The organism is Lacticaseibacillus kribbianus, assembly GCF_020180945.1.
Lineage (GTDB): Bacteria > Bacillota > Bacilli > Lactobacillales > Lactobacillaceae > Lacticaseibacillus > Lacticaseibacillus kribbianus.
Genome location: NZ_JAIPUL010000005.1, coordinates 159,118 through 181,878, shown reverse-complemented (window position 1 = coordinate 181,878; position 22,761 = coordinate 159,118). Strand labels below are relative to the sequence as shown.

At 54.2% G+C, this 22,761-nt stretch carries 25 protein-coding genes and 1 pseudogene; 13 read left to right on the top strand and 13 right to left on the bottom strand.

The window, feature by feature from the left end; all coding sequences use genetic code 11:
* Positions 1-279 precede the first annotated feature (279 nt).
* The 6 genes from LE416_RS12840 to LE416_RS12815 all read right to left on the bottom strand — a co-directional run bounded on the left by LE416_RS12840 (position 280) and on the right by LE416_RS12815 (position 4,012).
* Positions 280-1,512, bottom strand: coding sequence for a hypothetical protein (locus tag LE416_RS12840; RefSeq protein WP_225049370.1), 1,233 nt, complete (start codon positions 1,510-1,512; stop codon positions 280-282).
* A gap of 499 nt (positions 1,513-2,011) precedes the next feature.
* Positions 2,012-2,536, bottom strand: coding sequence for an Asp23/Gls24 family envelope stress response protein (locus LE416_RS12835; protein WP_225049369.1), 525 nt, complete (start codon positions 2,534-2,536; stop codon positions 2,012-2,014).
* A 26-nt stretch (positions 2,537-2,562) separates the two neighbouring features.
* A complete protein-coding gene (locus tag LE416_RS12830) occupies positions 2,563-2,955 on the bottom strand; it encodes an Asp23/Gls24 family envelope stress response protein (RefSeq protein WP_225049368.1) in 393 nt (130 codons plus the stop codon).
* 17 nt (positions 2,956-2,972) lie between these two features.
* Positions 2,973-3,170, bottom strand: coding sequence for a hypothetical protein (locus tag LE416_RS12825; protein ID WP_225049367.1), 198 nt, complete (start codon positions 3,168-3,170; stop codon positions 2,973-2,975).
* A 17-nt stretch (positions 3,171-3,187) separates the two neighbouring features.
* Positions 3,188-3,730 carry an alkaline shock response membrane anchor protein AmaP gene (gene amaP, locus LE416_RS12820; RefSeq protein ID WP_225049366.1) on the bottom strand — a complete coding sequence of 181 codons (543 nt, stop codon included), beginning with the start codon at positions 3,728-3,730 and terminating at the stop codon, positions 3,188-3,190.
* Positions 3,731-3,748: 18 nt separating this feature from the next.
* Positions 3,749-4,012 (bottom strand): GlsB/YeaQ/YmgE family stress response membrane protein, encoded by a 264-nt coding sequence (locus LE416_RS12815; protein ID WP_225049365.1) that lies wholly within the window; start codon positions 4,010-4,012, stop codon positions 3,749-3,751.
* A 245-nt stretch (positions 4,013-4,257) separates the two neighbouring features.
* Between LE416_RS12815 and LE416_RS12810 the strand changes: the two genes are divergently transcribed.
* The 9 genes from LE416_RS12810 to LE416_RS12770 all read left to right on the top strand — a co-directional run bounded on the left by LE416_RS12810 (position 4,258) and on the right by LE416_RS12770 (position 12,255).
* The gene (locus tag LE416_RS12810) at positions 4,258-5,151 is read left to right on the top strand and encodes an SDR family oxidoreductase (RefSeq protein WP_225049364.1); all 894 of its coding nucleotides are present in this window, start codon (positions 4,258-4,260) and stop codon (positions 5,149-5,151) included.
* Between the two features lie 278 nt (positions 5,152-5,429).
* Complete coding sequence (locus tag LE416_RS12805) at positions 5,430-6,371, top strand: magnesium transporter CorA family protein (protein ID WP_225049363.1); 942 nt, start codon at positions 5,430-5,432, stop codon at positions 6,369-6,371.
* Positions 6,372-6,483: 112 nt separating this feature from the next.
* A complete protein-coding gene (locus tag LE416_RS12800) occupies positions 6,484-6,678 on the top strand; it encodes a CsbD family protein (protein WP_225049362.1) in 195 nt (64 codons plus the stop codon).
* Between the two features lie 214 nt (positions 6,679-6,892).
* Complete coding sequence (locus LE416_RS12795; protein WP_179394268.1) at positions 6,893-7,078, top strand: hypothetical protein; 186 nt, start codon at positions 6,893-6,895, stop codon at positions 7,076-7,078.
* Positions 7,068-7,460 carry an IS66 family insertion sequence element accessory protein TnpB gene (gene tnpB / locus LE416_RS12790; RefSeq protein ID WP_179394269.1) on the top strand — a complete coding sequence of 131 codons (393 nt, stop codon included), beginning with the start codon at positions 7,068-7,070 and terminating at the stop codon, positions 7,458-7,460. Before LE416_RS12795 ends, tnpB begins: the two co-directional genes overlap by 11 nt.
* A 16-nt stretch (positions 7,461-7,476) precedes the next feature.
* The gene (tnpC, locus tag LE416_RS12785; RefSeq protein ID WP_179394270.1) at positions 7,477-9,006 is read left to right on the top strand and encodes an IS66 family transposase; all 1,530 of its coding nucleotides are present in this window, start codon (positions 7,477-7,479) and stop codon (positions 9,004-9,006) included.
* A gap of 497 nt (positions 9,007-9,503) precedes the next feature.
* Positions 9,504-10,784, top strand: a complete 1,281-nt coding sequence (locus LE416_RS12780) for a replication initiation factor domain-containing protein (protein WP_225049361.1) — start codon at positions 9,504-9,506, stop codon at positions 10,782-10,784.
* A gap of 77 nt (positions 10,785-10,861) precedes the next feature.
* The gene (locus tag LE416_RS12775; RefSeq protein ID WP_225049360.1) at positions 10,862-11,125 is read left to right on the top strand and encodes a DUF3173 family protein; all 264 of its coding nucleotides are present in this window, start codon (positions 10,862-10,864) and stop codon (positions 11,123-11,125) included.
* Entirely contained in the window at positions 11,122-12,255 is a 1,134-nt protein-coding gene (locus LE416_RS12770) for a site-specific integrase (RefSeq protein ID WP_125697101.1), read from the top strand. Before LE416_RS12775 ends, LE416_RS12770 begins: the two co-directional genes overlap by 4 nt.
* Positions 12,256-12,354: 99 nt before the next feature.
* On the opposite strand, the gene LE416_RS12765 is transcribed toward LE416_RS12770, so the two are convergent.
* From LE416_RS12765 to LE416_RS12755, 3 genes and pseudogenes are all read right to left on the bottom strand, one after another.
* Complete coding sequence (locus LE416_RS12765; RefSeq protein ID WP_225049359.1) at positions 12,355-12,897, bottom strand: helix-turn-helix domain-containing protein; 543 nt, start codon at positions 12,895-12,897, stop codon at positions 12,355-12,357.
* 104 nt (positions 12,898-13,001) lie between these two features.
* Positions 13,002-13,625 carry a sugar O-acetyltransferase gene (locus LE416_RS12760; protein WP_225049375.1) on the bottom strand — a complete coding sequence of 208 codons (624 nt, stop codon included), beginning with the start codon at positions 13,623-13,625 and terminating at the stop codon, positions 13,002-13,004.
* A gap of 30 nt (positions 13,626-13,655) precedes the next feature.
* Positions 13,656-13,928: pseudogene (locus LE416_RS12755) on the bottom strand (DapH/DapD/GlmU-related protein); the annotation flags it as partial.
* A 396-nt stretch (positions 13,929-14,324) separates the two neighbouring features.
* Here LE416_RS12755 and LE416_RS12750 point away from each other — a divergent pair.
* Together LE416_RS12750 and LE416_RS12745 are read left to right on the top strand one after the other, a co-directional pair.
* Complete coding sequence (locus LE416_RS12750) at positions 14,325-15,029, top strand: ATP-binding cassette domain-containing protein (RefSeq protein ID WP_225049358.1); 705 nt, start codon at positions 14,325-14,327, stop codon at positions 15,027-15,029.
* 21 nt (positions 15,030-15,050) lie between these two features.
* Positions 15,051-16,268 (top strand): hypothetical protein, encoded by a 1,218-nt coding sequence (locus LE416_RS12745; protein WP_225049357.1) that lies wholly within the window; start codon positions 15,051-15,053, stop codon positions 16,266-16,268.
* A 199-nt stretch (positions 16,269-16,467) separates the two neighbouring features.
* Here the strand turns inward: LE416_RS12745 and LE416_RS12740 are convergent, their stop codons facing one another.
* Entirely contained in the window at positions 16,468-16,617 is a 150-nt protein-coding gene (locus tag LE416_RS12740) for a hypothetical protein (protein WP_225049356.1), read from the bottom strand.
* Positions 16,618-16,829: 212 nt separating this feature from the next.
* Here LE416_RS12740 and LE416_RS12735 point away from each other — a divergent pair, with 212 nt between their 5' ends.
* Together LE416_RS12735 and LE416_RS12730 are read left to right on the top strand one after the other, a co-directional pair.
* Positions 16,830-18,038, top strand: a complete 1,209-nt coding sequence (locus tag LE416_RS12735) for a hypothetical protein (protein ID WP_225049355.1) — start codon at positions 16,830-16,832, stop codon at positions 18,036-18,038.
* Positions 18,039-18,049: 11 nt separating this feature from the next.
* Entirely contained in the window at positions 18,050-19,243 is a 1,194-nt protein-coding gene (locus LE416_RS12730; RefSeq protein WP_225049354.1) for a hypothetical protein, read from the top strand.
* 128 nt (positions 19,244-19,371) lie between these two features.
* Here LE416_RS12730 and LE416_RS12725 read toward each other — a convergent pair whose 3' ends face one another.
* From LE416_RS12725 to LE416_RS12715, 3 genes are all read right to left on the bottom strand, one after another.
* Positions 19,372-19,926, bottom strand: coding sequence for a ferritin-like domain-containing protein (locus tag LE416_RS12725; RefSeq protein ID WP_225049353.1), 555 nt, complete (start codon positions 19,924-19,926; stop codon positions 19,372-19,374).
* Between the two features lie 580 nt (positions 19,927-20,506).
* Positions 20,507-20,737: a heavy-metal-associated domain-containing protein gene (locus LE416_RS12720; RefSeq protein ID WP_225049352.1), complete on the bottom strand. Its 231-nt coding sequence runs from the start codon at positions 20,735-20,737 to the stop codon at positions 20,507-20,509.
* A 72-nt stretch (positions 20,738-20,809) separates the two neighbouring features.
* Positions 20,810-22,684: a heavy metal translocating P-type ATPase gene (locus LE416_RS12715; RefSeq protein WP_225049351.1), complete on the bottom strand. Its 1,875-nt coding sequence runs from the start codon at positions 22,682-22,684 to the stop codon at positions 20,810-20,812.
* Positions 22,685-22,761: the final 77 nt, after the last annotated feature.

The following is a 22,761-nucleotide window of genomic DNA, read 5'->3' as shown; positions in this document are numbered from 1 at the left end:
GCTAAAACTGAGTTGTTGGTAATGCTTGTGGGTGTTAGTCTGAGAGTGGGTCATGAAGATTCCTGCTTTCTTGTTTAGCTAGCACTAACAAGAATAGGTCTTCATGGCCTTTTTGGTCTAGTCAATTCGAGACTGGCTAGGTGTTGCACTTCAAGTTTAAATCAGGGTCGAATATTGGCCTCGATACAATACAAATTTCTTGTAGCACTCTTTAAAACGTAAGTGGTGTATGGCTGGCGCCGTTCTTGACAGAGCAACACCATCCATACACCACTTACGTTATATTTCGTTCTTTTCAACACACAATTGCCAAGTTTGATACGCCAAAGACTGTTTACTATCCATGAACGAACACGCGAAATGTTCAATACTTTTACGATACGCATCATTGATTTTGTACCTCTGTGAAAATCTGTCTAGCTGTCCCATCAACATAAGACCGCGCTCCCGACAGATAGAATCTTTTCGAGGATCTTCTGCTGCGACCAGATTGTTAAGTTTTCGCATATTGACCATTTTTCTTTGAAACGCCTGATTACCAAGAGATGGCAAAGTCGCAAAAAAGATTGTCAAGAGACCAACCAGTCTTAACTGATGTGCGGTTACACCAGAAATAGTTGTTGGATTCAAATCAAACGCTCGCACTTCAAGATGTGAAATACCATCCGTAAGGAGATATTTCGGTGATTTTCCTAGATTACTTTTGCAGCGAACTGATTCATAGTACTGATTTGACCGTAATATTTCCCCTTCGGAAATAGCATCTTCAATCTTATTAACATAGCCATCGAGACTATGATAGTCGCCTTTAATACTAGATGGAAAGCCCAGGACGCTGCGACGCACGCTTCGAACTGGATGTATCAACTCCTGGTTATCTAAATAACCGGAATAGCAAATCGGGGTGGCTCCAAACAAATAAGTGAAAGCCCACTGAAATACCATAAATTGTTGTGCAACGTGCAGATATAAAGCGTTGGAGTCGTCAAATTCAGTAGTCGCTAACAAAGTCTCCACCGCATCATCGTTCAAACTCACATTTAAGTGTACGCCACAATTCATAATACGCCGGATATCGTAGACTTCCCTAAGTTTTTGACGATACCAATTAGTTTCTTCGGGGACTGTTGAAATCATTTCCTGTCGTCCTCGATCAATCAGAGGTGGTGGACAACTGTATGGCCACAGTTGCTCATCAGGGGCTAACTGTGCGCCTACCGCATTGATAACTTTATTTGCCAGTTCAATATTTGCTTGCACATCAATTTGTGGCGGCAGTGCAAACTCAATTTGAGATTCAAAATATTCTCGACCAATATACCTGTCAAGATCAGGAGCAATCTCGGCGGGAAAATACTTGCGGCTAACCTGTCCTTGTTTATCAATACGAAGCTTTTCAACTTCGATACCAATTCTAACTGGAAACTCGTTACGTATACTTGACTTAAGATTAGTTGACATCACTTTGTCCTCATGTTTATTGTTTAAAAATACCGTCTTGATATTTTTCAAACCATTCTCTCCCCATGCTTCTATTCGAAACCAATAGCAAACGATCATCGCTATGAACTAGCTGATTAAGACCAGCATAATAATTCCAAGCATCCTGTGTCCGAGACTGTGTGGAAAACTGTAATAGCTTTAACCGGGAGCCTGACCCCGCCCATTGCTTGGACGGGGCCTGGCAATGAATTGGTATTAATTTTGGTAACGTGTACGGCTGTCAGTCCCAGAGGACTATGGTCGGCAACCATTTCTTCTAGAGATTTATCCCGTGTTTCACTTACTGATGAGGTTATAGCTTGCTGACTTGATGGTGAACACCCCGCTGATATGCTACTGCTAGTGATCGCTATCGTAATTGTAGTCAGTATCGACAAGAACCCTTTGCCCATAATTCACCTCCGAATCGCCATCTTATCAACGAAAATATCCAAGTAGACAAAAGAGGCAACTACTTTGTAATAGGATCAATTCGTAGTTGCCTCTCTTTAAAATGATGTCACCGAAATTAAGCTGGTTGCGGGTCTTTATCATCCTGCGATTCTTTCTTTTCAGTGCTTTCGTCTGCGTCCTTTTGAGCTTTAATTTCTTCGTCCGTCATCATATCTTTCACAGTCAATTTAATGCTTGTGACATCCATGCCAGTCATTTCCTTGACATTTTGACAAATCGCATCAGTGACCTGATCGAACACTTCTGGGGCTTTAGTCCCGTACTTCATGATCGCGTCAAGCTCAACGGTAACGCGTTTATTGTCTTCGATGTCCACTGAAACACCTTTTTTGAGGTTATCTGTTTTACGAAAACGATCAGTCATATCCGAAATGATATTGCCGGATAGATCCATCACCCCATCGACTTCGCTAGCAGTCTTACCAACGATTTTCTGTAACACATTATCATCAAACATAAGCTCTTTTTTGATCTCAACTTCAGGATCTGACTTGCTATCAGGCCCTGGTTTAGTACTGGTATCTGGCTTACCTGGCGTGTGCTTTGGATCAATGTGATCGTTAATATTCTTATTATCCATTATGGGCCTCCTGAGTTTAGGGGTTATCAGCGATTTGCTTTTTGCCATTCACGACGAGTCAAAACGTCACTCACCTCTAGGTTGAGTTCGATCACTTGTAGACCAGTCATGTGGCTGACAGCTTGTACAACTTTCGCACACAGCGCATCATAAATTTTATGAGTGTCAACGTCATACTCAACAACTGCCGTCATATCGATCGCCACTTGCTGTTCACCAACATCTACCTTGATGCCTTTGGTGATCCGCTCGTTGCGACCTAGCGTTTCAGAAACCTTGTCGACAACATTACCATCCATTTCCAAGATACCATCGATTTGTTGGGCACATATTCCGACGATCTTTTGAATGACATAGTCATCAAAAGTTAGGCGGCTATTAGCCTTCAACGTCTCTAAGTGATCAGTCGGTGTTTGCATCAGTTTCCCTCCACTACCTATGATTTATTCTTCAACCGTTGCTCTCCTTGTCGCAGCCAAGCAAGCAACCCGTCTTTATTCGAAAGTAACCAACGTTCAATCACAAAACCGGCAACGGCCAACAAAACAATTAGTAAGAGGCCTAAAAACCCCCACTGTAAAATCGACACGGCCAGCAGCACACCAATCAGTGCACCTTTTATTCCAAGTGGCATAGGCTCCTCCTTCACAGTCAAAGTACTCTGTTAGCATTTCTTGGGGTCGCTGTCGCTGGATGTAGGGTCACATGGACCCCTTTAGTTGCGATACCAAGGGTTTCCATCATTTTTTGCTTGGCAGTGGCCTCGATACGCTTACCTTCTTCTGCCAAATCAGTGTTGTTAAGGCTAAAGGCTTCAACAGACACCTTGGCAGCTTGCTGACGATTCAGCATTTTAACGTCGACACTAACGTTTTTGACTGGATGTTCGCTGGCAACGGATTTAGCGACGACATTGGCAACAGCTTGACGCGATAGGGAAAGGTTCCCTTGCTTTGACTTAACAACAAGATGTGTGCTGGTTGATTGCCGAAGTATGGCAACCAGTAACATCACGATAAAGGTTGCTAAGACAACTGCACTTAGACCGAGTAACCCCCAGCGCAGATATTGGTCGGTCACAACCAGCCATGTCGCAAGCGGATTCAATGGCCATGCTAACGTCACAACTAGTAGTGCTTGCAAGATCCCAATGATCGCCACAAAACCCAAGACTACTTTGGTAATTGGGCGCATGCTACTACCTCCTTTGTATTATGACCGGCGACTTTTACTCATTGCGCCGATCACAAGGGAGACCACGAAGACCAAGACAACTGCACCAATAATTGACGGCAGAATTGCCATGCCACCAACAACTGGTCCCCAATTACCGAGCAAACTGCTACCGACCCACGCGCCGACTAAACCAGCAATAATATTGCCTATCCAGCCACCTGGCATATCTCGACCAACGATCAGTTGACCGATCACACCGATTACAGCACCAACTATAAGAACCCAAATGAGATGTAACATTTTAAAGCCTCTCCTTTCGTTACTGAACATCTGTAGCGGACTAAGCGGCAAAGATATTGCGGTTACTGAATTGCATTTGATTCGCCTCACAAAAAGATGTAACCGCTATACCCTTATATTAAGCATAAAGGATCGGTGAACAGTATGTCAAACATTTGCCTGAGATGGTATGCGAAATCCTCTGACGTGCGTTGGCTGGGGGCAATTTGTTATGCTTGAAGTAAGCTAAGAAAGGGGAACCAATCATGACAAAATCGAACTTGAAAGATCCGCGGACACTTTATCATACTGGGAAATTTGATGAGCCGCAGCAAGAAACACCTGCACTCCAAGAGAATATGACGATCACGCCTGATTGTGGTGAGACTTCATATACTGGATACGGTAGATTAAAGAATCGTCGTGCTTTGATCACAGGCGGTGATTCTGGTATTGGTAGAGCAGTGGCAATCGCTTATGCACGAGAAGGCGCTGACGTCGCAATTCAATTTTTCCCTGGCGAGGAAAAAGATGCCCGAGCAGTAGCAACCCTGATTGAAGCTGAGGAGCAAAACGCAGTCTTAATCCCGGCAGACTTGAGAGATGACGGCGCAGCCGAACGAGTCGTAAGCCTTGCGATCGAAAAACTGGGTGGACTTGATACGCTAGTTTTAAATGCAGCCCAACAGATTCAGCATCAATCGATTAAAGAGCTCCCTCAGAATCAAGTTCAGGATACGTTCATGGTCAACGTTCTATCAATGTTTGATTCTGTTAAGGCCGCACTCCCCTTCTTGACGCCTGGAAGTTCAATTATTACCACTACTTCGATACAAGGCTTTGATCCATCGCCCAGCCTGTTAGACTATGCCGCATCCAAAGCTGCGATCACTAATCTGACCATTGCGCTTGCAAAATTGTTAGCCAAGGACGGAGTTAGAGTTAATGGCGTAGCGCCTGGACCGATTTGGACACCGTTACAGCTTGATCATGGACAACCTCAAGAGAAACTGGCCACTTTTGGAAAAGATACGTTAATGGGACGTGCAGGTATGCCCGTTGAACTCGCACCAGTGTATGTACTCTTAGCCTCAAACGATGCCAGTTACATTACCGGCCAAATATACGGTGTTACAGGAGGTGCCTCCATTAATCCATAATAAAATAGCCTAAGCCAACTAGGCCCAGGCTCAACACATATTCTAGTTCCGATTCGTTGAGACGCTGGTAGCTAGACGCATGAGTAAGCCAAATGCAAGCAGACCACCAACGATTTTCCAAGTTCTTTTGGGAACGGCATTGAGTGTACTTCGAATATCCTCTTTGGATGGCATCATCTGGTATCACTTCCTCTCTATTTCAATCATAACAACTTAGCCAATCGTTTAACAACTCATAAGGGCTTCACACATGAAGATTAAATCGAGGAGCAATGCATATGCTGAGATATTTTAAAATTACTTCGGAGAATATTTGTGAAACTAACGCAGGAGATTATAACTGGTTAGTGCTAGACAACGCGTCGGCTTCGGAAAAGAGTCAGCTTGTGGATCTATATAAGCTTCCAGCAGATGTCTTTGATAATACCTACGGTGCTGAAACAGTCACGCGATTCGAATATTTGCCTGAAAATAGTCTCGATAAGATGTGGCGTTTGACTATAATGGATCTATCTCCGGAAACTAATAATCAAATTGAACGCCGGTTACACCCAATAACATTTCTCAAGTCTCCCAATTTACTAATTATGCAAGTACCTATGGGCTCAAATCTGATTGATCGCTTAATTCAAGAATATCAAAACAATCCAAGCAAGATGGATAGCCTCGTGTTATTTGGCCTGTTAAGGCTATTCATACATTTCAATTATGAGCTTGTACGTCAAAAGCAAATTATTGAGGAATTAGACCAGGCAGCACGAGTGACAGCTCGCAATGCAGCGTTATATCAACTTACGGATACAACCAAAGATCTTGTTTACTTGCGACACGCATTACAAAATCTTCAAACATCACTTAAACAATTTTGGGCAGAGAGTATGCTTGCAAAAGATATGCCCCAGCTAGGACTCAAAAGACAAATAGATCACCAACAACAATATGCGGAAAAGCAAGTGGCTATCTATGTGGATTTAGTCGAAACGATCGGTGGTCTTTTTACTGATATGATGAACAACAACTTGAATCATTTAATGCAGTATCTAAATACTGCTGCATTATTACTAGCTGTCCCATCTTTGATTGCAGGTATATGGGGCATGAACGTTGGTAGCCTGCCAGGTGAACGAACTCATTTTGCTTTTTGGGTGGTGCTTGGCATAATGACGGTAATCACCATAGTTTATGGCCTATATCTTGCCAAGAAAGACTACACGAAGTAGCAAATGACTCGAGAAGTTGCACGTTTGCAGAACGGCCTATATTATTTCTCAAGCGTTTAATTGGCATATCATGCCCGTAATGTTGTACTCTTAGTATAGGGAGGTGACAGCGATGGCAGACTTGAAATCAACTAAGGACAAAGCCCTTGGCAAGGTCCAAGAAACCACCGGTAAGTTGCTAAAAGATGACAAAATGGAAGCAAAAGGCAAAGCGAAACAGTTGAAAGGCGAAGCAGAAGCAAAAGCTGAAGACGCTAAGCAAAAAGTTGCTGGTAAGGCTAACGACCTAATCGACGACCACAATTAATTGAATTACTTCGATTCGCATCATAACCCTCCAGATTATTAGCGCATCATGTAAAAGGCACTCAGATTTTGTCTGAGTGTCTTTTGTGCTATCAAGATTATGCAACTCACTGTAAGCACCCAATAACGTAAGCACCCAATAACAGACCGGATATGATTGCCCCTTGCCGGGCAGTATGATTGCCTCATCAAATCTAAATTGGTGAGGTAATTTTATGGATGAGAAACCTGAGATTGTTCGGATCAAATTAGAGGATGACCAGCGGCGGGCGCCACTGAGCACTGCCACCAAGGCCTTTCAAGTTAAGATTGACACCAACAAAACGGTTGTAGTGTATAACCATATCCAGGGCTATATCCTGGATGCCTTGATGAAGGCGGTGTTCGCCAATGCTCATTGATATCCACAAGCTCAGCGGCATTTATTTGATTTGTGGTAAGACCGACTTGCGTCGTGGTATTGAAGGCTTGGCTGGAGTTATCCAAGAGGAATATCATCTGGATCCGTACAGTCGGGCACTGTTTCTATTTTGCGGGACCCGCAAGGATCGGTTTAAGGCCCTATATTGGGCTGGCGATGGATTTATCCTGCTCTACAAGCGAATTGAGGACGGCCGGCTACAGTGGCCAACGACTCAAAATGAGGTTAAGAAACTCCACGCTAAGCAATTAGAGCGTCTTTTATCTGGTTGGGGATTGGAGTCGACGGTAAACCAGTTTTGTCCAAGAAATAATGGTAGAAAGCCCGTCGCACCAGTGGTACACTCAACCCAACATCAATGAATCGAGGGCTACGCCCATGGTCACTACGACTGAAGATCTGCTCAAACAGGCACTCGAGCAAAATCGAGAACTCATGAAACAAGTTCAGGCGCTCACCGAGCAGGTCGCGTATTTAACTCGGAAACTCTACGGCTCCCATTCGGAGAAGATGACCGATCCTAATCAGCTGTCTCTTCTGGGAGATAACAGTGTTTTTACCGACCCAGAGCAGACTGGGCAACAAAGCGAAGAAATAGTCGTAGTAAAAGCCAAGCGCAAGCCTAAAAGCAGTCGCGGTGAATCAATCGATCCAAAATTGCCCATCGAAGAAACCGTGATCACTCGAAAAAGTGAGCTGTGTGATCATGGTCATCAGCTGGCTAAAGTGGGCAAGCATCTCGTGCGTGAAGTGGTCCAACACATACCAGGCAGATTGTATGTTGAGCGTATCTTTGAAGAGACATACAAGTGTCCGGAATGTGAGCTCGAGGATGGTGTGAGTCACCTGTATCAAGGACAAGCGCCGCAGGCGTTGTTCCCGCACAGTCTCGCGACCTCGTCGCTAGTCGCTGAGTTGCTCTATCAGAAATACATGCTGGGTACACCGCTTTATCGTCAGATATTAGAATGGCGCCGAGCGGGTCTTCTACTCAGTGAGACGACCATGACAAACTGGGTAATCAACGCGGCAGAAATCGTCAGACCAGTCTATGACCTGATGCACGAGTACCTCCTGTCAGAGCGGTTCCTGCAAGGCGACGAAACACCGTTCCAAGTGCTGAGAGAACCGGGTAAGTCGGCAAAGAGTAAATCATACATCTGGGTAGAACGCAGTATTCGCCTCGCCGACCAGCAGGTCGTCTACTACGCTTATGGCAACACCCGCTCTGGTAAGTTCGCGCAGCGAATATACTCAGGCTATACTGGGGTCCTGCAGTGTGATGGCTATGCCGGATATAATCTTCTTGGCGACAGCGTCATCCGTGTTGGTTGTTGGGCGCACGTTCGGCGTAAATTCTACGACGACGCAGCGAAGGTTAAAGGTAAATTTACCAGCACGAAACCGCTAGAGCTGCTCAACCAGATGTTCCACCTTGAGACACAATGGGCGCTCTTATCACCGGCCGAGCGTCTGAAATGTCGACAGGCAGAACTAGAACCTCTGATTGATCAGTTCTGGGCTTGGTGTGATCAGGCCGCGCCGGCGCCGAAATCGCGACTGGGTGTCGCTCTGACCTACGCTTTGAATCAGCGGTGCATGCTTAATCGAGTCTTGGAGTTTGGCGAGATTGATTTGAGCAACAATGCATCAGAGCGGAACATGAAGTCCTTCGTGATTGGACGAAAGAACTGGCTGTTCGCCACCAGCCCAAAGGGGGCCGAAGCCAATGCGATCTGGATGACGATCGTTGAGACTGCCAAAGCCAACGGACTGGATCCACGAAGTTACATTGAGCGACTTCTGCATGGGCTGTCACAACTGTCTGCCTCACCAACGAGGGAACAAGCTGAGGCTTATTTACCTTGGAATCAGCATCTAAAGCCAGCAACTAGCGAAACCGCGTAAGCAATGAAGGGTCGCAATCCAAAAATAGGATTGCGGCCCTTCTCAGTTTGCAAGACGGTCGATTATTGGGTGCTTACAAATCAAATTGTTGCATAGTCGTCCAAAAATATGGAGGCAACGCGAATGCAGCAGTGGTCGCAGGGTAATCATGTTCAAGCAATGGGAGAAGTCTTCATGTTAAGATCCTGTTACAGTTCAACTTTCAGTTTCAAAATACGTCCTACAAACAGTCTGTATATGTTGAGAGCGAAAGTTCTCACAGACCTTCCGGAGGGGTCTTGCAACGCATCGCCGCCGTGCGCGGCGTGCAGCGCGAAAGCCGCTAGCGCGAGCGGCGGCGGTCGGCGTTAGCCGGCCGTCATCAGCCCCCAGTGTCTAATAGGGGGGCAAATACAAGTAACAAGAAATCCGACGGTAGGCATAAAGCGCCTGTGGCACGGCCTTACCGCATAGGTAGAACGCCAAATTGCTGTTAGGACGCTTGGAAAGGAGCTAACATGCTCAAAGACTTAAACTTAATTGGCGGCATGACCAACAAAGATTGGCTTGATCAAGTCCATGACGAGATGCGCGACAATGGAATTACACAAGGTCAGCTTGCTGATACGGCAAATTACAGTCGGTCACACCTGAATCAACTGCTGGGTCGTAAGAAGCCACTCAACGATAAAGCCCGACTAGAACTGACGTTGGCGTTGCGTGCGTTGACCGGTCAGAATAATCTGGACGTCTGTATCGACTATCTCAGCGTCACCTTCAAGACACACGACTACGAAGAGTTGATTAACAAACTGTTCCAAATCAGCCCGACCCATTTCAATCTTCACGAAGGCGCCCACTACGGCTATTCAGCAACCTTAACATGCGGTGAGATCAAGATGATGTTATCACCTTACCAAGACGTGGATGCCGAAGATTACAAGCCGAAAGACGACAGTGGCACAATGATTGAGCTGAAAGGTCAAGGCTGTCGCTACGTCGAATCGTATCTGCAATCACAACATCGAACTTGGTACGATTTTCTGGAAACTTGTCTCAAACTGGATTGCCACTTCACTCGACTGGATTTAGCCATCAACGACCGCAACGGTTTACTAGACGTGCCAACACTAATTGAGAAGTGTGACCATGATGAATTCAGCTCACGCTTTCGCGGGTTCAGGGACAACCGCACCAAACAGTGGCACGCTTCCGGACGCACCTTGTACCTTGGTTCACCACAAAGCGAAGTCAATTTCTGCATCTATGACAAGGCATTTGAGCAACATCAAAAACACCCAGAAATCGCCATTGAAGATCAACCAATCCGTACTCGCTTTGAAGTGCGCCTACGCCGCGAGCGTGCCGCCACAGCGGTTGAACATCTATTAGCGACACATGATCCCGAGCAAGTCGTGTTCGGCATCATCAATCAGTATCTGCGTTTCTTGACGCCAAGTCATAAGCCTAGAAGTGAGTGGGCGTTAGATCCCCGTTGGGCGGCGTTCATCGGTAACAATCGGGATAAGTTGCGCCTGTCCACTAATCCAGAGCCGTTAAACTATGACCACATTACGCGATGGCTAAGAAAGCAAGTCGCACCCTCGCTCAAGATGTTGCAGTTGATCGACCAGTACAACAATACGAGCGAACTCAAGGCCATCATCGACAGTGGCAAGTTGACGCAACGCCACTGGGACGTGATCCACCATTTTCAACACCAACGCAACGGTGTTATGACCGATTCAAAGCAACGTGAGAAATCAAAAAAGAGCGACTACGCCGACCAAAGCAAGTAGTCACCCTTCACAGATAAAATATGGGTTCTATCTGACTTGATTATCTCACTCCCACCAAACTTTAGGAAGTGATTTGATTGAATATTAACGTACCAGAACAGCCAGTCTTCCTGACGATGACTAGAGCTGATCTTATCAAACTAGGATACAGTCCATCGCAAGCAAGCCGCATCGTTAAGTTAACCAAAGAACAGTTGCTCAAACAAGGCTTTGGATGGTACGGTAAGAAAGGCGTAGACCGTGTTCCAGTGGAAGCAGTAGACGCAGTATTAGGCTTGAAACTAAGCCGACTTGAGGGTGCACCAAGTGGCCTTTCCGCAGTTAAGGAGGAACTATCTTGACTACGAAAGACCATATTACCAAACAAGCGGACGGCACTTTTAGCTTCCGCGTAAGCTTAGGAACTGACAAACGGACTGGCAAGCGAATTCAAAAACGTGCCAGCGGCTTCAAAACGAAAACGGAGGCGAAAAAAGCAAGACTAGCCATGTTGGCGACCGGCGTTACTGATGACCAAGACATTAAGCAGACCCGCTTTGGGCCATTCATGGAAGACGTGTTCAAACCTTGGTACAAAACCCAAGTGAAACCACGGACTTACCGGCAACGCGTAACCATGATGGGCGGCCAGCATCTCAAGATGTTTACCGAGATCGCGATTGACCAAATTCGACCGATCGATATTCAAAGGTGGCAGGTACAGATACTAAAAGTCTGCGAACAATCTTATGCGCGAACCGTCAATATTCTAATTGGCCAAGTGTTAGAGCGTGCCAAAACCTTAGGCATCATCTCCGAAAATGCAGTTCGCATCGTCGGTCTGATTCCTAAGAAGAAAGCGAAAATCAAGTTCTGGACACGCGAAGACTTCCAAAAGGTGATTGCCAAAACTGGCACTGACACCTACGAGAAACACTTTGAACGCACGATGTTGTGGTTTATGTTCATGTCAGGCTTACGAAGCGGTGAAGCGCGGGCATTAAAGTGGACAGACGTTGAGCTCGTTGGCAAGACGGTGAACATCAATAAGACCATGGACTATCACAACCGCAACTGGTTTGAGACACCAGAGCCAAAGACTGCGGCTAGTCGCCGAACCGTTGCGCTTGATGATGCCACAGTTGCGTGTCTAAGCGCGTGGCAGGTCGCACAAGCGGCGATGGTGAAATCTGAGTGGGTGTTCTCGCTTAATGGGATTCCCTGCGCTGACCGACGTTTCTTGGGCATCGTGAGTGCCTATAGCACACTCGCAGAAGTTGAGCGGATTACCGTGCACGGCCTCCGCCACTCGCATGTGTCACTGTTGATCAGTCTCGGTGAGAATCCACTCCAGATTAAAGAACGTCTGGGACATGAGGACATCGAAACGACGCTCGGCACTTACGGTCATCTCTACCCCAACAGTAACTTTGAAGTCGCAAAAAAGCTCAACGGGATCTTCTCTGAGGAGGCGCCCGATGAGCCAAAATAATTTGAAAAGGGTCAAAATTGTGCCGCCGTAAAATCGGTGGTGCTAGAAACGTTGATACCGCGGGGCAAGCACGAGATGTGTCATTGTTCCCGGGAAATATCACCGGGAAAAGACGGTCTGGCGACTGTAACGCAGATAGTGGCGCAGCATCTGCCACACGTACAGGGTCAGGCGCAGCACCGGCTGGTACGCCGCGATGCCGATGCCGGCCAGCACCGCCGCGATCGCGAGCTGGTGCCACGGCACCGCGTAGCCCAGCAGGTTGGTGCCGACCACCAGCAGCGGCGACGCGACGAAGCTGACCTCGATGGCCCAGGCCGTCAGCACCAGGCTGCCGATCACGCTGACGGCCGCCAGCGCGACGATGATGTCGAACCAGATCAGGCCGAACAGCGCCATCCAATTGATTTTTGGTTTTGGCATGGTGACTTCCTCCTTTTTCTCGGCGGAAGGCGCGACCAGGGCGTCCAGACTGCAGCCGTACAGCGCGCACAGATCGGACAGCGCGTAGATGTTGGGCAGCGTGTGCCCCTGCTCCCAGCGCGACACGGTCTGCCGCGTGACGTAGAGGGCCTGCGCCACCGTCTCCTGGCTCATGTTCGCCGCGGTGCGCGCCGCCTGCAGGTTCTCGCCTAATGTCATGTCTCCCACCTCCGAGTCAAAGTATCCGCTCATCGCCCCGGGTTGCCCAGCAACAAGGCTGTTACATGCCGTCACGCCGCGGGTTTCCCCGCTGGCGCCACCGCTCACTTGGCGTCTTCTTCAATCTGTGCCCAGTCGATGCGGCGGTCCTTGTAGTAAAAGTCGTGGTCGTGCGCGTTGACCTCGCGCAGCACCTTGGCGGGGCTGCCGACCGCCACCACGTTGCTCGGCAGGTCGTGGGTCACCACGGCGCCGGCGCCGACCACCACGTTGTCGCCGATGGTCACGCCGGGCAGCACGATGACGCCGGCGCCGAACCAGCAGTTTTGGCCGATCACGATCGGCAGGTTGTATTGGTAGCCCTGCGCGCGCAGGCTCGGCTCGATCGGGTGGCCGGCCGTCGCGAGCACCACGTTGGGGCCGAACATCGTGTTGTCGCCCACGGTGATCGGGCCGTCGTCGACCATCGTCAGGCCGTAGTTGGCGTAGACCGCCTTGCCGAAGGTGCAGTGGTGGCCGCCCCAGTTGGCGTGCATCGGCGCCTCGATGTAGCAGCCCTCGCCGATCTGGCCGAACATCTCCTGCAGCATCGCGGTGCGCTTGGCCTGCTCGGACGGCAGGGTCTGGTTGTATTGGGCCTGCATGTCCTGCCAGTGCTGCTGCTCCTGCATCAGCGCCGCGTCGTTGGGCAGGTACAGGTCGCCATTGCTCAGTTGTTCCATATTCATTGTGAAATCCTCTTCTTTCTCCAATTCTCTGGCGGGCATGCCGCCGACCCGGCTGCCGGCCGGCACGTCACGGTCGACCACGCTGCCCGGCGCCACCCAGGCCTCATCGCCGATGGTCACCCCGGGCAGCACCGTGGCGCCGACGCCCAGCACGCAATTAGCGCCGATGCGCACCGCCTGGTTGTGGACGTAGCCGGCCGCTCGAAGCGCCGGCCACACCGGATGGGCCCCGGTGGCGACGGTCACCCGGGCGGACAAAACGGTCCGATCCCCGATGGTGATCGGGCCGTCGTCCACCAGCATCACGCCGAGGCCGATGGTGACGCCTTCGCCGAGCCGCACGTGGGCCCCGCCCCAGTTGGCCGCCAAGGCGCCGGCCACGCAGCAGCCCGGTCCGGCCGCCGCGAACAGCGCCGCATAGGCCGCCTGGCGGTTCAACGCGGTCGGCGGCAGCGCGTTGGCCTGCGCCAGGCGGTCCTGGCAGGCCAGCTGCGCCGCAAGCATCGCCCGGCCACTCGGATAATACAGCGACCCATCGGCCAATTCCGGAAATTGCATGCCCTCACCTCAGCCCTCATTGTAACCGATGACAGCCGGCGATTCGAGGGGGCGTCAGGCACGGACGGGAATAAAAAAAGTGTAATGACACCGCAGACTTATCGGATTATAATGAGGGCAACATGAGTGAGGAGTGAGAAAATGCTAACCTTCAAAAACTTAACGTTCGCGTTCCACGACAAACCGATTCTCGACAACGTCGCCTTCGACCTGCAGGACGGCCAGGTGATCGGCCTGGTCGCCCCCAACGGCACCGGCAAGACCACGCTGCTGCGCCTTTTGTGCGGCCTGTTGCCCGACGCCAAGGCGACCATCGAGCTCAACGGGGTGTCCCTGCACCAGCACCGCACCGCCTACCTCAAGCAGCTGTTTTTCCTTGAGAACTCCAACCAGCTCTACGCCGACCTGACCGTCAAGGACCACCTAGAGTACGTCAAGAAGATGTGGAAGTCCAAGGTCGACATCCAAAAAACGGTCGCGGAGCTCGGCATGGAATCCTACTTCAAGAAGAAGATCAAGAACCTCAGCCTGGGCATGAAGCAGCACGCGCTCTTGGCGATGTACATCGTCTCCGACGCGCAGACCATGTTCATCGACGAGCCGCTCAACGGCCTGGACCCGACCTCGATCCAGCTGTTCGAGCAGATTTTTGCCGAACTCAAGGCCAAGGGCAAGACGCTTCTGGTCTCCTCGCACCAGATGGACTCCGTCGGGCGGGTGTCCGACTCGGTCTTTTTCCTCAAGGACCAGCACATCCATGACGTCGTGAACACCGGGCAGGACATGATGGCGCTGTACACGCAGACCTTCCTGCAGGCGCCGGTGGTGCCGCCGGTCGCGGACTGACCCGCGCAGAAAGGAGCCGCCATGCTGACGCACCTGCGCTTTGAGTTCAAGACCGCCGCCTGGCGCACCTACCTGGCGCTCGCCGTGGCGCTGCTCGGCCTGCTCGCCTTCACCATCGTCCGCGACCAGATTCCGCGCAACGGCTTCATCTTCTACACCGCAGGCGACCGGGAGCTGCCGTTTTTGACCAGCAACCGCAAGGCCGCGATGACCAAAATGGTCGTGGCCGAGGCGGCCACCGAGAAGGCGCGGCTCCAAAAGGAAGAACGCACACTCACCGCCGCGCCGCAGGCCAGGCGGCTGATGACGCCGCTGGTCGCCGCCCTGCGTCGCGGCGATTACGCGGCGGCCAACCGGCTGACGCTCGCGCACCTCACGGCGGACCCGGAGCTCACCAACCAGCTGACGTACCTCCAGTACTTCACCCCCGACGTGGGCGCCCTGCTGCCCAAGGACCTCAGGGCGCTGCTTGACGCCTGGCTGCGCCTCGCACCCGACCGACTGCTGCAGGTCGACCTGTACACCAGCGCGCTGAACCTGGTGACCCGCTCGCTGAACCTGACCGATGTGCACGAGCGCCGGGCGCCGACCCTCCTGATCTACGGCCTTTTGCTTGTGGCCATCGCCGCCACCACCACCGCCTTTTTCACCGATGAGCGCCGCCGGCCGGCGATGCTGGACGCCGTGGCGCCGCTTGCGCCGAATACCAAGGCGCTGCTGCGCGCGCTGGTGACCTGGCTGATCATCAACGCCGGGCTGCTGGCCGCCGTCGGCCTGGTGGTGTCCGTGCTTGCCTTGGCGCCGGCCCACGACCTCGGTCTCTGGCGCTTCCCGATTCAGATTCCGCACAAAAACCTGGCGCAGATCATCCCGCTGTGGGCGCTGTGGCTGCGCTACCTCGGCCTGTTCAACCTCTGGTTCCTCCTCTTCATCAGCCTCGCCCACCTCGTGCGCCAGATCACCAAGGACGCGAGCGTCGCCATGTTCGTGCTCGCCCTGGTGCCCTTCGCCGGCTACTTTCACCTGCTGGACCACCTGCCGGGCCACCTGGTCGACGTGCTGCCAAGCCAGTACGTCAACCTGCCGGCGCTGGTCAACCACCAGCTGAGCTACGTCCACACCGCCGGCTGGTTCGTCGCCCTGGTGTTCGCCGGCTGGATCATCGGCCTGTGGCTGGCGGCGACGGCGCTGGCCGCCGTCAAGCGCCGCGTGCGGGTGCCGCTGGTCACCAACGACTAGCCGCGGAACGCAAAAAGACGCCTCGCCAAGGCGAAGCGCACTTTCCTCTTGATTCCCATTAGCTGATGAGGCTGCTTCCCAGAACGGTGCGGCCATCCACGTCGTAGTTATAGTACGTGATGCCATTGCTTCCTGGCGTCGTCCCCGCGAGGGAGAATGTTGAAACATAAGTGATGTCGGCGTAAATGGTTGTGCCATTCTAATACATCGCCACCGGAACGTGTGCGGAGTGAACGAATGCGGTTGCGGTAACTGGCTCGGTCTCGGTGGTCGCGGCCCCGACCAGAGCTGGCGCGTTGGACACGGCGACGGTCAAGGCGGTCATGGCGAGCATCATCATTTTCTTCATGGCGAGTACCTTCTTTCTGAACAACAACCTGTGTTGAAGTTCGACCTGAGTGTCATTGTGCTGAGGCGGTTGGCCGGCCGGCTGATTGCTTTCCTCATAAACCATCTTATCGTGTCGCCCCCCCGAGTTGCAAGCGTTTTATTAAAAATAATTATAATAATTATATCTAATAATTAATTAACCGAGTTCTACTAGTGGGAAGGAGCCCCTTCATGTTTACCCAACTGCGCTTCGAGTTCAAGACTGCCCCAAGGCGTGTGTACCTCGCCCTATTGATTGCTCTGATTAGCCTGTTTGCCCTCACGACGACGCAGACGTTGACCAAGAGCCATGGCATCACGTTCTTCGTCAATGGCACCTCAGCTACCTTCATGAGCAGCAGTGATCAGCGGCAGATGCGCCACATGGTTAAAGACGAGGCAGTGACCGAGGAGCAGCTGCTATCCCAGAAACCGAGCATGACGGTCGCACCGGCCGGACGCAAGATGCTCAAGCCCCTCATCGCCGCGCTGAAGGCAGGAGATGGTGCAAGCGCCAACCGCCTTGCCCTGAAGCACATCACGGCGGACCCAATGCTGATTGAGCTATATTACAGCCTGTTCTTTGCTAAGGACGACCAGCGACCCTTAATCAAGGATTTCCGCCAAGTGATGACTTACTGGCTACAGCTAGCGCCGACGCGACTCTTCCAGGTGGATCTGCACACCACCGCGCTTAACCTGCTGATTGACGAGCTGAACCTCACACGGACCACCGAGCGCGAACGGCCGCCGCTCCTTCTGTACGGCATCCTGTTCATCGCCTTAACCACGGTCGTCAGCGCCTTTTTCGCCGACCCGCAGCGTCGCCCAACGATGCTTAGTCATACCGCGCCGCTGGCACCGAACACAATCGCAATACTGCGCAGCTTGCTGGTCTGGTTGGTGATCAACGCCGGGCTGCTGCTAACCACGGGACTAGTCGTCACCGTCCTCGCTCTGTCACCGGCCCACGACCTCGGCCTCTGGCGCTTCCCAATTCAGATTCCGCATGATGGCCTCGCGCAGATCGTCCCCCTGTGGCAGATGCTGCTGCGCTACCTCGGCCTCTACAACCTCTGGTTCCTGCTCTTCATCAGCTTGGCCCACCTCGTGCGCCAGATCACCAAGGACGCGAGCGTCGCGATGTTCGTCCTCGCCCTGGTGCCCTTTGCCGGCTACTTTCACCTGCTGGACCACCTGCCCACCGGCCTGGTGCGGTGGCTGCCAAGCCAGTACGTCAACCTGCCGGCGCTGGTCAACCACCAGCTGAGCTACGTCCACACCACCGGCTGGTTCGTCGCCCTGGTGTTCGCCGGCTGGATCATCGGCCTGTGGCTGGCGGCGACGGCGCTGGCCGCCGCCAAGCGCCGCGTGCGGGTGCCGCTTGTCACCAACGACTAGGAGGACTCATCATGTTACGTTTTGAACTCAAGAAGCACTGGCTGCAAAAACTCAACCTGGTCACGCTGCTGGTCTTGCTCCTGCTGCTGCTCAACACCTTCCTGGGGCTGAAAACCACCAGCAGTACGCTTGCGGACGCCGCCGACAACACCCTGACCAGCGCCTACCAGAAGGCCTACGCCAGCGTCAGCAAGCAGCGCGACGACCTGGATGAGGTCAAGCCGCAGACCGCCGCGATCAAGAAGCGCGAGGCCTACCTGGACGCCGAGCGCCAGGCCCTGCAGCCCGTGGTGCTGGCCTCCTCCAGCATCTACAGCAACGCCGGCAACGCGACGGTCAACAAGGCACGCCACAAGATGATCAAGGCGATGCTGGACTACCAGACCTACACGCTGCGCCTGGCGCAAAAGCACGACCTGCAGTTCGCCCCGATCAGCCGCGGCGGCGCGCTCGGCAGCCAAAAGGTCGCGGCGCGCAAGACGGATGTGCGCTTCTACCGGTACCTGCTGGACCATAATCTGTTCGAGATGGCGCTGGCCAAGGGCAACGTGCCGGCGGCCAACTACCTGCTCAACGCCTTTTTCAGCAAGCTGTCACCGCTGATGCTCCTGGCGTTCGCCGCCCTGCCCGCCGCCGCAATCCTGACCTTCGAGCGCCGGCGCGGCACCGCCGGCTTCGCGTCCGTGCTGCCGGTGCAGCCGGTGCGCCCGCTTCTGATCCGCGTGCTGGCGGCCCTGATCATCACCCTGCCGCTGATGGCCGCGGCGCTTGGGCTGACCTACTGGCTGGTCGGGCGCACAATGGGCTACGGCTTCTGGGACTACCCGCTGGTCACCGGCTCCGGCCAGCTGATCACCGCCGCGCACGCGGTGGCCTGGTACGCCGGGCTGCTTGCGGCAGCCGTCGTGATGCTGGTGATGCTAGCGACCGCGGTTGCGCAGCTGAGCGCCAGCACCGGCTTCGTCGCCGTGGTCTGCGCCGGCTTCGTCGCGCTGACGCAGCCCGCCATCTTGACCACCGCGGTGCTCGCCCCAATCGCCCGCTTCCTGCCGCAGGGCGCCCTGCGCCTCGACCAGGTGATCACCGGCACGACGCCGTGGCCGGCGCCAACCGCCGCGGTCGCCATCGTCGTCCTGCTGGCCTGGGCCGCGGTGTTCCTCGCCGCCGCGGTGGCGCTGAGCCGGCGCAAGCAGCGGGTGCGGTGAGGACTGAAAAATCAGCCGCTGGCGGGTACCGCTGATTGGCACGTTGTGAGGTCACGCAACCACCACGCCGGCACGACAAAAAAGCCGAGGCGCATCGTCGCACCTCGGCTTTTCGTCATGCCCTAGTCCTAGTCCTCGTCGTCGTCGATCTCGACCAGCCCCTCCCAGGCGGTCTTGCCCAGGAAGGCCTGCAGCTTGCGGACCTGCTGGTTGTTGTAGCCGCGCAGGCCGGTCAGGAAGGCGGCCATCGCCGGTCGGCTCTCGCGCTCGGCGAGCTTGATCGCGCGGTCGATGAACATGTTTGCGGTGGTGAAGTCGTGCGCCGTGGCGTCAATCACCTGCGCCGCATCCTCATACTTCAGGCGCGGCTCCTCGGCGATTTTGGCGTAGCGCACGTACTCGTCGACCGTGGCCGGCGGGAACTCGTTTTCATCCAAAAGCACGCCGCCGAGCTCGTCGATCTGCTTGCGGTTGGCCGCAATCAGGTCGGTGTAAACCTGCTGGAGCTGGTAGCTCTGTGGCCCGTGGACGAACCAGAGGGCCTGGTGGAACTTGACGTCCAGGACCCACAGGTTGGCGAGAATGTGCCCGGTCATGGCGCCGGCGGTCGGCTTGTGGTGGTCGAGATCGGCCTGCTTGACTTCGGCTTGGTACTTGGCTTCAATGGCTTCTTTGGTTGGCATGGTGATTCCTCCGTTGGGTTTTTGTCGGTGTTTATCTAGTGGAACGCTTTGGGGTTTTATTTGGGCTGTTTGGAATTGGTATGAAGATGATACGTCCTGTATTGACAATAGCTCAAACCTGGATAGAACGGTCTGGACTAGCTTGGTTTCTTTTGGGGGTTGAACCGGACTGGTTTGGTTTGGTTTGGTTTGGTTTGGTTTGAATCTGGATAGTATGGACGCTGTTCTGCTGATGCTAAGTGGTTCTCGCTGCCTCACCGATGACCAATCAGACAGCTTATGCGATGCCACCAGTGGTGGATGGCCAGCGCCACAGCCGCTGCGGCCCACTGTGTAGGGCGGAGGCCCGGCCGGCGTGGTGCTGGAGGCGGAGGGCCGAGGCGAGCCAGCGTGACATTGCTGTTAGCCGGCGGTCTTTGCCGGCTTACAGCAAGGGCGGGTCTGGAGACCGCTTGCGGGCTCCAGGGAGCCCCACGCGTTCCGCCGCCTCGGCCCGGAGCCGGAAGCACCGCGCCTGCCGGGCCGGAGCCCGGCCCTCCACTTCAAAACGGGTTCCGCAGCGCGACGCGGGTGCGACTAGCTACAGATCCTTGACCTTGACGCCCTGGACCTCGTAGCCCAGCTTGGTGACGACCTGGCTGAGATCGTCGGCCGAGACCTGGCTGTCGTCGAACTCGGCCTTCACCTTGCCGGCGTTGAACAGGACCTTGACGGCGCCGACGCCCTTCGTGTTCTTGACGGCGCCCTCGATCTTGGTCAGGCAGGATGGGCAAGTCAGTTCATCCAGCTGCATAATGATTTTCTTGTTCATAATGGTTCCTCCCTTTTCTTTATAAATCTATTGTAGGTGTGACCGGCGGAGAAAAAATTGACGCAGGTCAAGTTACGCAACTTTTTCCGCGCGACCGCCGAAATTGATCAGGCGCATCGCGTTGAAGATCACGACCAGGATCGAGGCCTCGTGGACGAACATGCCGGATGCCATGTAGATGAAGCCGGCGACCAGGCCGAGCAGCAGGAAGGCCACGACCAGAATCGCGATCGTCACGTTCTCGCGGGTGTTCAGCACCGTCTTTTTCGCCAGGCGGTAGGCGTGAACCAGGGCCTTGAAGCTGGACTGCATCAAGACGACGTCGGAGGTCTCGATCGCGACGTCCGTGCCGGAGCCCATCGCGATGCCGATGTCGGCGGTGGCCAGGGACGGCGAGTCGTTGATGCCGTCGCCGACGAACGCGACGCGCTGGCCGGCTTTCTGGAACTGCTTGACGAAGGTGACCTTCTCGTCGGGCATCAGGCCGGCGTGGACCTCGTCGACGCCGAGCGTCTTGGCCACGTAATCGGCGGTGACCTGGTTGTCGCCGGTCAGCATCACCAGGTGCTTGGCACCGGCCTTCTTCAGGGCGGCGAGGGCGGCCTTGGCTTCCGGCCGCACGACGTCGGCGACCCCGATCAGCCCGGCGACCTGGCCGTTGACGGCGACGATGATCAGCGAGCTGCCGGTTTGTTGCAGCTTGAGCACGTCGGCCTGTTGCTCAGCGGTGAGCGCGATGTGGTGCGCCGCCAGCAGCTTCTCGTTGCCGGCGCACACCTCAACACCGGCGACCTTGGCGGTGATGCCCTGGCCGCGCAAGGTCTGGTGATCGAACAAAGGCTGGTTGAACGCGAGGTTGCGGCGGGTCGCCTCGGTGATGACGGCGCGGCCCAGCGGGTGGTCCGACAGGGTCTCAAGCGCCGCGGCCTGCGCCAGCAGCTCGTCTTCCGTCCCACGGTAGGTGGTGACGGCGGAGACGGCGGTTTCGCCCTTCGTCAGGGTGCCGGTTTTGTCGAAAACGAAGGTGTCGATCTTGGCGAACTGGTCCATCGCCTCGCCACCCTTGACCAGGATGCCGCGCTTGGCGCCGTTGCCGATGCCGGCGACGTTGGAAACCGGCGCGCCGATGACCAGGGCCCCGGGGCACCCGAGCACCAGCACGGTGATCGCCAGCTTGAAGTCCTGGCTGACCAGCCCGACCACCAGCGCGATCAGGAGCACCGCGGGGGTGTAGTACTGCGCGAAGCGGTCGATGAACTTCTCGGCGTGGGACTTGGTGTCCTGCGCGTCCTCGACCAGCTCGACGATTTTGGCGAAGGTGGTGTCGTCACCGACCTTGGTGGCCCGCACGTTCAGCGCGCCGTCGCTCAGGATGGTGCCGGAGAACACCTGCGCGCCCGCGGCCTTTTTGACCGCGCGGGACTCGCCGGTGACGGCGGCCTCATCGGCGTACCCGCTGCCGTCCACGACCACCCCGTCGACCGGGATGGCCGCGCCTGTTTTGACCACCACCACGTCATCGACCTCGACGTCATCGACGTCGGTCTCCTCGGTGGTGCCGTCTTCCTGCAGCACCTGCGCCGTGGTCGGCGCCATGTCGGTCAGGCTGCGGATGGACTCGCGCGTCTTGCTCAAGGTCTTTTGTTCCAGGAAGTTCCCGAACAGGAAGAGGAAGGTGACGATGGCGCTCTCGTTGTACTCGCCGATCACGAACGCGCCGATGACGGCGATGGTGACCAGAAGCTCGATGGAGACGACCTTCACCTTCAGCGCCTGGAAGGCGTGCACCGCGATCGGCACCACCGCGATCAGCGAGGCAATCGCCAAGGCCCAGGTGTAAAGCAGGCCGACGTGCGTGAACTTGCCGGCGTACCCCAGCACGATCAGCGCCGCTGACAGCCAGGTGATGTGTTGACTATGATCTTGCAACCATTTTTGAAATTTCATGATCCGCTCCCCTATCACGTTTGATGACCCAAGTATACGGGGGGCCGGCGGGGAAAAACTTGACGCGCGTCAAGTTC

What these genes read in the sequence shown, in the direction of transcription:
- LE416_RS12740 (WP_225049356.1), bottom strand. Translation starts at nt 16,617, where the DNA reads ATGAAGAAAATGATGATGCTCGCCATGACCGCCTTGACCGTCGCCGTG.
- LE416_RS12795 (WP_179394268.1), top strand. Translation starts at nt 6,893, where the DNA reads ATGGATGAGAAACCTGAGATTGTTCGGATCAAATTAGAGGATGACCAG.
- LE416_RS12805 (WP_225049363.1), top strand. Translation starts at nt 5,430, where the DNA reads ATGCTGAGATATTTTAAAATTACTTCGGAGAATATTTGTGAAACTAAC.
- tnpB (WP_179394269.1), top strand. Translation starts at nt 7,068, where the DNA reads ATGCTCATTGATATCCACAAGCTCAGCGGCATTTATTTGATTTGTGGT.
- LE416_RS12765 (WP_225049359.1), bottom strand. Translation starts at nt 12,897, where the DNA reads ATGACATTAGGCGAGAACCTGCAGGCGGCGCGCACCGCGGCGAACATG.
- LE416_RS12760 (WP_225049375.1), bottom strand. Translation starts at nt 13,625, where the DNA reads ATGAATATGGAACAACTGAGCAATGGCGACCTGTACCTGCCCAACGAC.
- LE416_RS12720 (WP_225049352.1), bottom strand. Translation starts at nt 20,737, where the DNA reads ATGAACAAGAAAATCATTATGCAGCTGGATGAACTGACTTGCCCATCC.
- LE416_RS12715 (WP_225049351.1), bottom strand. Translation starts at nt 22,684, where the DNA reads ATGAAATTTCAAAAATGGTTGCAAGATCATAGTCAACACATCACCTGG.
- LE416_RS12830 (WP_225049368.1), bottom strand. Translation starts at nt 2,955, where the DNA reads ATGCAAACACCGACTGATCACTTAGAGACGTTGAAGGCTAATAGCCGC.
- LE416_RS12810 (WP_225049364.1), top strand. Translation starts at nt 4,258, where the DNA reads ATGACAAAATCGAACTTGAAAGATCCGCGGACACTTTATCATACTGGG.
- LE416_RS12780 (WP_225049361.1), top strand. Translation starts at nt 9,504, where the DNA reads ATGCTCAAAGACTTAAACTTAATTGGCGGCATGACCAACAAAGATTGG.
- LE416_RS12835 (WP_225049369.1), bottom strand. Translation starts at nt 2,536, where the DNA reads ATGGATAATAAGAATATTAACGATCACATTGATCCAAAGCACACGCCA.
- LE416_RS12730 (WP_225049354.1), top strand. Translation starts at nt 18,050, where the DNA reads ATGTTACGTTTTGAACTCAAGAAGCACTGGCTGCAAAAACTCAACCTG.
- LE416_RS12815 (WP_225049365.1), bottom strand. Translation starts at nt 4,012, where the DNA reads ATGTTACATCTCATTTGGGTTCTTATAGTTGGTGCTGTAATCGGTGTG.
- LE416_RS12825 (WP_225049367.1), bottom strand. Translation starts at nt 3,170, where the DNA reads ATGCCACTTGGAATAAAAGGTGCACTGATTGGTGTGCTGCTGGCCGTG.
- LE416_RS12735 (WP_225049355.1), top strand. Translation starts at nt 16,830, where the DNA reads ATGTTTACCCAACTGCGCTTCGAGTTCAAGACTGCCCCAAGGCGTGTG.
- LE416_RS12745 (WP_225049357.1), top strand. Translation starts at nt 15,051, where the DNA reads ATGCTGACGCACCTGCGCTTTGAGTTCAAGACCGCCGCCTGGCGCACC.
- amaP (WP_225049366.1), bottom strand. Translation starts at nt 3,730, where the DNA reads ATGCGCCCAATTACCAAAGTAGTCTTGGGTTTTGTGGCGATCATTGGG.
- LE416_RS12725 (WP_225049353.1), bottom strand. Translation starts at nt 19,926, where the DNA reads ATGCCAACCAAAGAAGCCATTGAAGCCAAGTACCAAGCCGAAGTCAAG.
- LE416_RS12750 (WP_225049358.1), top strand. Translation starts at nt 14,325, where the DNA reads ATGCTAACCTTCAAAAACTTAACGTTCGCGTTCCACGACAAACCGATT.
- LE416_RS12800 (WP_225049362.1), top strand. Translation starts at nt 6,484, where the DNA reads ATGGCAGACTTGAAATCAACTAAGGACAAAGCCCTTGGCAAGGTCCAA.
- tnpC (WP_179394270.1), top strand. Translation starts at nt 7,477, where the DNA reads ATGGTCACTACGACTGAAGATCTGCTCAAACAGGCACTCGAGCAAAAT.